Origin of the sequence: Sphingomonas abaci, from assembly GCF_014199625.1 — a bacterium.
In the GTDB taxonomy this organism is placed as follows: domain Bacteria; phylum Pseudomonadota; class Alphaproteobacteria; order Sphingomonadales; family Sphingomonadaceae; genus Sphingomonas; species Sphingomonas abaci.
Window position 1 is genome coordinate 1 of record NZ_JACHNY010000027.1, and the last position, 9716, is coordinate 9716.

Sequence of the window (9716 nt, forward strand, 5' to 3'; positions counted from 1 at the left end):
CGTACCCCCGCCCAGATCGCCGGCCAACGTGGTCCGGGGCATGCCCCGGACCACGTTGCCATCCCCTCAACCATCAAGCATGAACCCCGGGGACTCTACGTCTGAGCGGTAACAAGACGGGGAGCACGTCAAGCTGACCATGGCCAGCCCTGGTTGTGACCTCACCTCAGTGGTAGCACTATGTGACAGTGCACCTTTTGAGACCTGCCGAAAAGCCGAGCGCCTCATCGACGGAAATGGCCAGATATGCTCGAACTGTTTGACCTCAATGCGTTCGCGGCACGCTTCGCCGACACGCCGGGCATCGCGGCGCTGAAGCCGCTGATCCATGCCGCCATCTCAATGAGTTCGGTTCGGAACGATCTGAAGCGAGCTCGCGAAATGATGAGTGCCTGCAAGAGCCTATCAGGAGCGATGCAGATCAGCGCAGCACAAGGGGGGCCTGTCCGTCGCGACCAGGCGGCAACCGTGCAGGCGTTGTTCGCGCAGGCGGTGCTGCTCTACACCCGTGCGACCCACAGCAGCGGCAAAGGCCGTAACAAGCTTCAGATCACCGCGCATCTCGGCGAGGAGGAGCGGGCAGTGCATAATCGGATGACCGAGCTTCGTGATCGATATTTGGCGCATTTCGGCGATGCGTCTGGCTGGGAGGCTCATCGCGCCGTGCTCGCACTCGACATTGACGGTGCGAAGATGGCGCTCAGCTATCCACATTCGAGCGCGTACATGTGACGGCCTGCAATGATGATCGGTTCGACGCGAGATAAAGGGCGCACTCTGGCGCATAGTCTGTGAGACCGTCGAGGTGCTTGGGCGCACGTTATTCGAGAACCAGCGTACGATCTTTGAGACGGACGCGAGACGGTCATCAGTCAGCGCACGCTTTGTGAGACCTTCAAATCGGCACCGGCGACGCGCATCCGTCGCTGGACTGTGCGCATGTTACGATCGTGAGAGCCCCATTGATGTGACGCCGAGTTAGCGGCTATCGCCTTCGGACCCACTGAATTGGTGTTCATTGGACCGCTTAATCACAGCATGTAGCCGATATCCGAAGCCCCGGACGGATAAGCGAACATGGTCGATTTCAGATCGTCGGCCGTCAGACCATGCCGGATCGCGAGCGCGAACAGATTGATGACCTCGTCCACATGCGGTCCGACCAGGTGAGCCCCGAGCACCCGGTCGTCGCCTTCATCGACCATCACCTTGAACCCATAAACCGGTTCGGCCGCTTGCCGCGCGGAGTACCAGTTGGGGACCAGATTGCTTTTCACGCGGAAGCGCAGGCCCCGCTCGCGCGCTTCGGCTTCGCTGAGCCCGACCGAAGCGATGGGAGGAAGCGTGAAGGCGACGCTGGGGATACCCCGATAGTCCGGGCGGAGGTGGTTGCCTTCGAGCATGTTGCCGGCGACGACCTTGCCGTCATGGCTCGATACCGGCGTCAGCGGAGGCCCCATCTGGGCCGCGTCGCCGGCAGCATACACCGCCGGGTTGGAGACGCTTTGCAGATGCTCGTTGAGCGTGAGGCGGCCCCGCTCGTGTGCGATCCCCGCCGCATCGAGGTCGAGTGCTTCGAGCGCCGGGCGTCGCCCGGCAGCATGGACGATCAGATCGGCCGCGAAGCTCTTGCTCACCCCGCCCGTGGAGGCGCGAACCGAGAAGCCGTCGCCTGTCTTGTCGATCGCCTCGACCTCCGTATCGAGCTGCACGTCGATCCCCGCATCGCGCAGGCGGGGCATCAGCCAGCCGACCAGATCGGGGTCGAAGCCGGTCAACATGCGCGGCCCGCGTTGGAGGATGGTCACTTGCGCCCCGGCGTTCGCCGCGATTGTAGAGAACTCCGCCGCGATGTATCCACCCCCGACGATCACGATGCGCCGGGGCAGGCTCTCAATCGCCAGGAACGCCTCATTGTCGATGACGTGCTCTTCGCCGGGCAAGCCGAGCGGGACCGGTTCGGCACCGCTGGCAACAAGGAAATGGCCGCCAACCAGCGTCTTTCCCTCCACGACGAGGCTGTTCGCGCCGGTGAAGCGAGCCGGGCCGTGGTAGGTATCCACCCCGGCCTCATGGTAGCTTCGTTCATGTTTCCCCGGCACCGGATCAGTGAAGGTGCGCTTGAACGCCATCAACTCGCGCCAGTCGATGCAGTCCTTTCCCACCACGCCGTTGCTCCGCATCCGGCGCGCGTCGTCGATCACAGCGGCTCCGTGGCGTAGCATCTTTTTCGGATCGCAGCCGCGCAGGGCGCAGGTGCCGCCATAGGGTCGGCAGTCGATCACGGCGACGCTCTTGCCGGCCTTGCGAACGCGCATGGCCGCTACCCGCGCGGCAGTTCCCGCGCCGATGACGACCAGATCATAGGTGTCGGGCACGAGCTTCTCCTTGGCGTGGTTCAGGTTCCCCGGCTGGCGTGCCGTCAGGCGCAGCAGCTCGCCGTTGATCCCGACGCGCGCGCTTCCTGTATCGGGGGACAGGGCACGTCACCGAAGGAGCAATAAACGCAACAGTCCCCGGCGTTGGGGCGAAGCACCGCGGCGCAGCCTTTGCAGTCGTAGAAGAACTGGCACGCATCGGTCGGCATGGTGTCGGTCGATTGGTGGCCGCACTTGGGGCAGGTCAACGTGGAGGTGAGCAGCATTACAACACCCAATTCATGAGGATAGGCTCGATCGAGCCCCAGATAGCGGCCAGGCCGACCAGCACAGTTGCCGCAATCAGGAGGCCGACGATCCGGCGCGACCTGACATCAACCGCACAGGCGTCCCCCGGCGCACAGGCCGTCTCGCGCTTGCGCCACCACATGGCCCAAGCGACCACGAGCGCGACCGCGCTCAGCACCAGAAGCGGCGCGCGAATGCTCGCCAGCCCTACGAAGCTGCCGGCGAGCCCAGCACCCACGCCGAGCGAGGCGAGCGCGAGTGGCAGAACGCAGCAGGCCGCGGCGGCCGTGACCGCGCCCAGGCCCAACGCAGCCGCTATTGATGCGACACCCCGGACGGGCGGCCCACCCGGTGTTGAGGGTTGCCTTGCGACGGTATCCGTCATTATCTGTTCCTCGATGGGATCGGATTGCTGAACCGCCGCCCCGGAGGCGAAACAAGATCGAGAATCGACACCCCGATCATCAACACCAGCCCCGCATACAGCACCCATTCCGCCCGAACGCCGCGAAGCGACATCAGCAGGGCGGCGATGAGAACAAGCACAGGTCCAGTGACGCCTAACGCTAGGCGCAGCCAGGTCTTGTGACGAAGGCCGGTGCGGAGGTTCGCCGCCAATACGATGAGCGCGGAGAGCGGCAGAACGTATCGGATAAAGGGGCCTTCATACTGGCTCAGAAAACTCAGGCCGATCCCGGCACCGAGACTGCCAAGGGCGGGAAAGCACGCCGCACAGCCGAACGAGGCGATGATCGCGCCGATCACACCCGTTTTATCGGCCGTTCGCGTTAGGGAGTCCTCAGTAGGCACAGCCGTTCCTTTCACCCGCTCCGCCGCAGCGACTCACCGCGCTCGCCTTGGCTCCTCGACAGGATCATAGTCGAAACCTTATATGCACCCTCCAGCAACTGTAGGGTCAAGGGCCGTGGCTCTGAAAATCGGCGACCTCGCCAAGGCGACCGGCACAAAGGTGCAGACGATCCGCTATTATGAGGAGATCGGCTTGCTGCCCGCGCCGGCGCGCACCGAAGGCAACTACCGGACCTATGCTTCGGCGACCCTTCGCCGGCTGTCATTCATTCGCCGCTCGCGCGGCCTTGGTTTCAGTCTCGACCAAGTGCGAGAGCTGCTGGGCTTGGCCGACCATAGCGATTGGTCCTGTGCCGCGGTCGAGACGATCGCGCGCGAGCACAGGGCGGCGATCGAGCGCAAGATCGCCGACTTGGCAGCCCTGGATGGCGAGCTGGCGCGTATCATCGACCGATGCGGACACGGCACCGTTGCCGAGTGCGGCATCCTTGAAGCCCTGTCTCCTGCCTAAGACGGCAGTGCATTACCGCTTCTCCCAACAGCGCGCGCGGCTCGCAAGAAATACGTCCGGTTTCCTTGTGGTCGCAATCGGCCACCCGATCGCGGCCGTTCAGAACGAGAAAAGCCGTTGCGGAAACCAGCGTCAGAATGCAGGGTGGTAGCTGTCTTTCCTTGCGGGTGAACCGGCCTTCTCATGCTGATCGGATACGTCCGCGTCTCGAAAGCCGACGGCAGCCAGACGCTGGAGCCGCAGCGCGACGCGCTGCTCGCGGGCGGCGTCGACCCGAGCCGCATCTACGAGGACCTCGCATCGGGTCGGCACGATGCTCGGCCTGGCCTGACCGCGTGCCTGAAGGCGCTCCAGCCCGGCAACACGTTGGTGATCTGGAAGCTCGACCGGCTCGGCCGTGATCTCCGTCACCTCGTCATCACCGCAGAGGATCTGCGCTCGCGCGGGATCGGGCTGAAGGTGCTGACGGGTGCCGGCGCGCAGATCGACACGACGACCGCCAATGGCCGGCTCGCGTTCGGCATCTTCGCCGCATTTGCCGAGTTCGAGCGCGAGCTGATCACCGAGCGTACGCGCGCCGGGCTCGCTGCAGCGCGCGCCAGGGGCCGGTTGGGCGGGCGCCCGCGCAAGATGGACCGCTCGACGCTGCAAATGGCAATGGCGGCGATGAGCGACCGGAAGGCGGTCGCGGCTGAGGTGGCCAAGCGGCTCGGCATCACGACCACGACGCTCTACCACTACATCAACGGCGACGGCACGCCCAAGGCCCCCGGCCAGGCGCTCCTCGACGGGAAGGCGATGCCCAAACCTCCCACCCGGGCTCGCGAAGAGCGACAAGCGGCGTGACCGTCTGGCGAGCGCCCGTTCCAGCCGAGGCGCTCGCGACCCTGAAACGACGCCTCGCGGCGCTGCCGCCCCGGCACCCCGACCGCAAGGAGATGATGGCGTCGACCTGCCGGCTCTACGCCGTGTCGCGCGCCACCCTGTACCGTGCGCTACGCGGCGAGCACCGTCCCCGCGACGCGCACCGCTCCGATCGCGGGCACGCGCGCGTCATGGGCGACGGCGAGATCGAACACTGGTGCGAGATCGTCGCTGCGGTGAAGAAGAGCACCACCAACAGGAAGGGCCGCCACCTCTCGACCGCGCGGGCGCTCAGGCTGGTCGAGGAGCATGGGGTCCACACGCCCGATGGCCATCGCAAGCTCGCGCCCGGGTTGCTCACCATCTCGACCCTCAACCGACATATGCGCCGGCTCGGGTATGACCACGCGCGCCTGACACGAGAGCCCGCGGCCGTCCGTTTCCAGGCGGAGCACGCCAACGACCTGTGGCACTTCGACCTGAGCCCGTCCGACCTGAAGCAACTCGCGGTTCCCCCGCCCTGGGTCGACCTGGAACGGGGCGGCGCGCCCACGCTGATGCTGTTCTCGGTCGTCGATGACCGGTCGGGGCTCGCCTACCTCGAATACCACTGCGTATATGGTGAGGATGTCGAGGCGGCGCTCGGTTTCCTGTTCCGCGCCATGTCGGCCAAGCCGGACGGCACGACCAACCCGCTCCAGGGTATCCCCAAGCAACTCCACCTCGACAACGGCCCCGTCGCGAAGTCAGCCGTGTTCAAGCGGGTAATGGAGAGCCTGGACGTGATCGTCACTCCGCACATGCCGGCCGGATCGGACGGTGCGCGCACGACCGCACGCGCCAAGGGCAAGGTCGAGCGGCCGTTCCGGACGGTGAAGGAGGCGCACGAGACACTCTACCATCATCACCAGCCCGACACCGAAGCCGAGGCGAACGCTTGGCTGACCCGGTTCGTCGATCGCGAAAATGCGCGCGATCACCGGCACGAGGCTCACTCGCGCGTCGATGACTGGCTTGAGCGCCAGCCCGAGGGCGGGGTCCGCGCGATGTGCGCGTGGGAGCGGTTCTGCTCGTTCGCGCGCGAGCCCGAGCGGCGCATGGTCGGGCTGGACGCGCGGGTGTCGGTCGCGGGGGTCACCTACGAGCTCGACCCCGAGCTTGCCGGCGAGGCGGTCGTGCTGTGGTGGGGGTTGTTCGACGCCGAGCTGTTCGCCGAGCATGGCGACGAGCGCTACGGTCCGTTCGATCCCGTGGGCGGCCCCGTACCGCTCCATCGCTACCGCAAGCACCGCAAGAGCAGGCGCGATGTCCGCCAGGACCGCGTCGCCGAACTCGCGACCCGCATTTCCATCCCGCGCTCCGCGCTGTCGGGTGAGCCCGACCTGATCGCGCGCGAGCCGCACCGCGCCATGCTCGCCACCCGCCCATTCGACGGTCCCGACCGGTTCGAGGAGTTGGCGTTCGCCACGCCGCTGAAGGCGCGCGCGGCGATCGCGGAAGAGCTGCGCGTGCCGCTCGGCAAGCTCAGCGCGGACGACCTCCAATTCATCGCCGACCTGCTCGCCCGCACGCTGGTCCGCGCGGAGGTGATGGTCGCCATCCGCGAACGGTTCCCGCCCGGCCGCGCCCATGCGGGATGAGGAGCCTGCCCCATGCTGACCGAAGTCATGCACCACTACCGGCTTGCCCGACCGCCAGTCGATGTTGGGTTCTACGAGACTGAGCACCACAAGCAAATCGTTCACGACCTGCGTACGACGATCATGGCGGGCCGGCTGATCGCGCTCACGGCCGTGATCGGGTCGGGCAAGTCGCTGCTGGTGCGCAGGTTGCGCGAGGCGCTGGAGCGCGAGAACCGCGTTATCGTGTCGCGCGCGCTCAGCCTGGAGAAGGCCAAGATCACGGTGCCGCTGCTCGTGTCGGCGCTGTTCTACGACCTCAGCCCGGACAAGCTACCCACCATCTCGCGCCAAGCCGAGCGCCGCGAGCGCGACCTCCAGGAGCTGTTCCGCAAGGCTAAGAAGCCGGTCGCGCTCTTCGTCGACGACGCGCACGACCTCCACGCCAACACACTGAAGGCGCTCAAGCGTCTGGTCGAGCTGGTTCAGGAGGGTGGCGGGCAACTCTCGGTCGTCATGCTGGGCTACCCGCGTCTGAAGAACGACCTGCGTCGCCCCACCATGGAGGAGGTGGGTGACCGCACGACGCTGTTCGAGTTCGGAGGGCTGCGCGACCGGCAGCGCGACTTCATCGACTGGGTGCTCCGGGCTTCGCTGGAAGAGGGCGTCGAGCCCGAGGAGGTCATCACCGACGACGCGGCGACGCTGCTCGCCGCGCGGCTGAAGACGCCGCTCCAGCTCAGCCGCTACCTCGTCCGCGCGTTCGAGGCGGGGTTCGGGATCGGCGCCAAGCCGATCGACGGCACCATCGTTGACGGCGTGCTGTCGCGCCGCCTCGACGACATAGAGCCAGAGCTGAACCGGCACGGCTACGACGTGAAGGCGCTGTGCGACCAGTTCGACGCCAAGCCCGCCGAGATCAGGAAGCTCATGCGCGGCGAGCTGGAGGGTACACGGGCGACCGAACTAACGGACGAGATGCGCATCGCGGGACTGCCAATATGAACGTCTCACGTAGCGTGCGTCGCGTGGCCTGCGTCTCGCGTCCGTTTCACCCGAGGTGCGCCCGTTCTCAACTATAGTGCGCTAGAGCACGGCTTCGGTCTCACGGAGCGTGCGCCAGAATAGACCTATAATCTCGCGCCGGGCCGACCATCATTGCAGGCCGCTACACGTACATCCAGGTCGCCGATGCGGTCGCCTTCGAGCGCCTGCTGGGCGTCGCCGTGCCGATCGCCCAGACGCAATCCGACAAGATTTCGCTCAGGCTCAATTTAGCGCTGAACGAGCTATTCAAAACCGATCTGGAGGTGCTCGACCGGCTACGATGCACCAGTTTCGACCCCGCAGGCTTCTTCGAAGCCGACGAGGTTCAGCCCTATCTCGATAGTATCGGTACCCTTGATCCTGATGCTCCGACCGAACCCAGGATCGGCAAGGTTCAGCGACCGTGAAATGGGGCGGCACGGTGTAGGCGCCTTGCCTCTTCCCGCCACAATCCTTGACCGTCGATCGCTCCGTTATATATCTCCACCGATGGGAAGACATTCAGAGGCGCAGCCCGTGACCGAAACGGTGGACTTGCTCAAGCCGACGGAAGCGGCGGTCATTTCCGGCGTTGAGCTCAATATCGTGAATCATGCGATCGATCGGGCGCTGCCGGCGCGCGTCGTACACCGTGGCAAGGGCAGGGGTGTCTGGGCGGAAGCTTGCTTCTACATCGCCTTCTATCATCGCAGCGCTGGCAGGCTGACGGCCGACGAACGCCGCTTCGCGATCCTCGACATCGACAAGCGGGTAGAAGCGGCTGGGGAAGGGGCCTCGCGGTGGCTTTCGCTGCGGCGGCACTGCACAGTACGCCATGATTTCCTCGCGCTTGACCTTGAAACCTTCTGGGCCGAGACGCACGAGCGGTGGCGTCGTTATCTCGCCGCACGGAACGTGGTGAAGGTTGATCCCGACATTCTCGGCGGTACGCCCGTCGTGGCGGGAACGCGGGTTCCAATCCACGATGTCGCCGCCTCGGTTGCCGCTGGCCTCTCGGTGTCGCGCATCGCCAGTGCCTATCCCTCGTTGGACGAAGAGCAGATAGAATTGGCAACGCTCTATGCCCGGGCCAATCCGCTGCAGGGCAGGCCACCGGAACGTCGGGCTTTGACGGGCGCGAAGATCTTGTCGAAACGTACGATCGCGCGGCGACGGCTGAGCGCGTGAAGCTCTTCATAGATGAGTGCCTAAGCAGCGAGCTCGTCCATCGCGCCATTACTCGCGGCCATGAGGAAACGACGAGCGTCGCCTACCGCGGCCTTGCGGGCACTCAGGACTGGAACCTCGTCCCGATCGTCGTAGCAGGCGATTACACGCTCGTGACGAGAAACTCGGTCGATTTCCGCGGCGCAGCGGATCGGCCAGGTGAGAAGGGCCTCTACCGAAATCTCGAACTCCATCCCGGCTTGATCTGCCTAAACGGCCCCAAAGGCATGGATCTCGACATGCAGATCGAACTGTTCGACGTCGCGCTCGATGAGATCGAGCGGCTCGCCGACGACTTGGTCAACCAATGCTTGGAAATCACCCTGACTGGCGAGGGCGATCAGGAAAGCATTGAGATCACTCTCTACGAACTGCCAGCGATCTAGCCGCGCGGGACAAAATCTCTGCTACGATACCGCCTTGCAGCCTGCCCATAAGGCAGAGTCTGAAAGCAGCTCTTCAACCCTCAATCGGGCTCCTGCGGTGCCGTTTGGTAGGGTGCCGTATGGTCTTTCTTGATTGGCACTCCAAGCGGACCAAGGATCCAATCCGGGCCAAATTTTAGACGTTCATTTTTGGCGCAAATCGGACCGGCCGGAGTAGGGCCGCTGAGGGTATGCCCAAAAGACTGGCTGGGTCGATTTGCTAAGTTTGGCTTCTTAGGGAACGCCGCGAGGGACTACGCCGGACGAAAGCGCCGTGACACGGTGGGGTTAGCCGAACCGGTGTTGAGCGCGTAGTCGCTCCGGCGTGCTTTTCGGCTAAGTGTATGTGCCGACGGAGTGATCGCAAGCTCAAAGCCCGCTGGGTCGATCCAAACAACCTCATTATCCCGCAGTACGGGTACCACGGCATAGTGCCCGCGTTGTCCGTTGGTGCCGGTCAGCACGGCGTCAAACTGAACCGCGCCGGGTTTGCCGGAGGCTGTTGGATGTGAGTCACGCTGCCATATCGACGATGTTCGCGGCAGCATAGTATTGCTCTTCGGCCTCG

13 protein-coding genes are annotated in these 9716 nt (G+C 64.9%); 8 read left to right on the forward strand and 5 right to left on the reverse strand.

Going from position 1 to position 9716, the window contains the following annotated elements; genetic code table 11:
* Window positions 1-246 precede the first annotated feature (246 nt).
* Window positions 247-732, forward strand: a complete 486-nt coding sequence (locus tag GGQ96_RS20815; RefSeq protein WP_184117160.1) for a hypothetical protein — start codon at window positions 247-249, stop codon at window positions 730-732.
* Window positions 733-1031: 299 nt separating this feature from the next.
* Here the strand turns inward: GGQ96_RS20815 and GGQ96_RS20820 are convergent, their stop codons facing one another.
* From GGQ96_RS20820 to merC, 4 genes are read right to left on the reverse strand one after another with little or no spacing between them, the layout of a single operon-like run.
* Window positions 1032-2378, reverse strand: coding sequence for a dihydrolipoyl dehydrogenase family protein (locus GGQ96_RS20820; RefSeq protein WP_007406355.1), 1347 nt, complete (start codon window positions 2376-2378; stop codon window positions 1032-1034).
* A gap of 44 nt (window positions 2379-2422) precedes the next feature.
* Window positions 2423-2644: a GDCCVxC domain-containing (seleno)protein gene (locus tag GGQ96_RS21725; protein WP_082450164.1), complete on the reverse strand. Its 222-nt coding sequence runs from the start codon at window positions 2642-2644 to the stop codon at window positions 2423-2425.
* Entirely contained in the window at window positions 2644-3051 is a 408-nt protein-coding gene (locus GGQ96_RS20825) for a mercuric transporter MerT family protein (RefSeq protein WP_158005333.1), read from the reverse strand. Before GGQ96_RS20825 ends, GGQ96_RS21725 begins: the two co-directional genes overlap by 1 nt.
* Window positions 3051-3476, reverse strand: a complete 426-nt coding sequence (gene merC, locus GGQ96_RS20830; protein WP_133177339.1) for an organomercurial transporter MerC — start codon at window positions 3474-3476, stop codon at window positions 3051-3053. The genes GGQ96_RS20825 and merC overlap by 1 nt, the downstream gene beginning before the upstream one ends.
* 115 nt (window positions 3477-3591) lie before the next feature.
* On the opposite strand from merC, the gene GGQ96_RS20835 reads away from it, so the two are divergent.
* The 7 genes from GGQ96_RS20835 to GGQ96_RS20865 all read left to right on the forward strand — a co-directional run bounded on the left by GGQ96_RS20835 (window position 3592) and on the right by GGQ96_RS20865 (window position 9109).
* On the forward strand, window positions 3592-3987 hold the full coding sequence (locus GGQ96_RS20835) for a MerR family transcriptional regulator (protein ID WP_007406344.1): 396 nt from the start codon (window positions 3592-3594) through the stop codon (window positions 3985-3987).
* A 183-nt stretch (window positions 3988-4170) separates the two neighbouring features.
* On the forward strand, window positions 4171-4833 hold the full coding sequence (locus GGQ96_RS20840; protein WP_007406363.1) for a recombinase family protein: 663 nt from the start codon (window positions 4171-4173) through the stop codon (window positions 4831-4833).
* Window positions 4830-6491, forward strand: coding sequence for an IS481 family transposase (locus tag GGQ96_RS20845; protein ID WP_007406365.1), 1662 nt, complete (start codon window positions 4830-4832; stop codon window positions 6489-6491). The genes GGQ96_RS20840 and GGQ96_RS20845 overlap by 4 nt, the downstream gene beginning before the upstream one ends.
* A 12-nt stretch (window positions 6492-6503) precedes the next feature.
* A complete protein-coding gene (locus GGQ96_RS20850) occupies window positions 6504-7475 on the forward strand; it encodes an ExeA family protein (protein WP_007406337.1) in 972 nt (323 codons plus the stop codon).
* Between the two features lie 221 nt (window positions 7476-7696).
* A complete protein-coding gene (locus GGQ96_RS20855) occupies window positions 7697-7924 on the forward strand; it encodes a hypothetical protein (protein ID WP_184117161.1) in 228 nt (75 codons plus the stop codon).
* A gap of 109 nt (window positions 7925-8033) precedes the next feature.
* A complete protein-coding gene (locus GGQ96_RS20860; RefSeq protein WP_221240096.1) occupies window positions 8034-8684 on the forward strand; it encodes a DUF433 domain-containing protein in 651 nt (216 codons plus the stop codon).
* Window positions 8681-9109: a DUF5615 family PIN-like protein gene (locus GGQ96_RS20865; protein WP_184117163.1), complete on the forward strand. Its 429-nt coding sequence runs from the start codon at window positions 8681-8683 to the stop codon at window positions 9107-9109. The genes GGQ96_RS20860 and GGQ96_RS20865 overlap by 4 nt, the downstream gene beginning before the upstream one ends.
* A gap of 293 nt (window positions 9110-9402) precedes the next feature.
* On the opposite strand, the gene GGQ96_RS21250 is transcribed toward GGQ96_RS20865, so the two are convergent.
* A partial coding sequence (locus tag GGQ96_RS21250; protein ID WP_221240097.1) for a hypothetical protein occupies window positions 9403-9716 on the reverse strand: 314 nt, incomplete at its 5' end.

Excerpts from the sequence above, each read along its gene's own strand:
- GGQ96_RS20825 (WP_158005333.1), bottom strand. The coding sequence starts at position 3,051 with ATGACGGATACCGTCGCAAGGCAACCCTCAACACCGGGTGGGCCGCCC.
- GGQ96_RS20850 (WP_007406337.1), top strand. The coding sequence starts at position 6,504 with ATGCTGACCGAAGTCATGCACCACTACCGGCTTGCCCGACCGCCAGTC.
- GGQ96_RS20840 (WP_007406363.1), top strand. The coding sequence starts at position 4,171 with ATGCTGATCGGATACGTCCGCGTCTCGAAAGCCGACGGCAGCCAGACG.
- GGQ96_RS21725 (WP_082450164.1), bottom strand. The coding sequence starts at position 2,644 with ATGCTGCTCACCTCCACGTTGACCTGCCCCAAGTGCGGCCACCAATCG.
- GGQ96_RS20815 (WP_184117160.1), top strand. The coding sequence starts at position 247 with ATGCTCGAACTGTTTGACCTCAATGCGTTCGCGGCACGCTTCGCCGAC.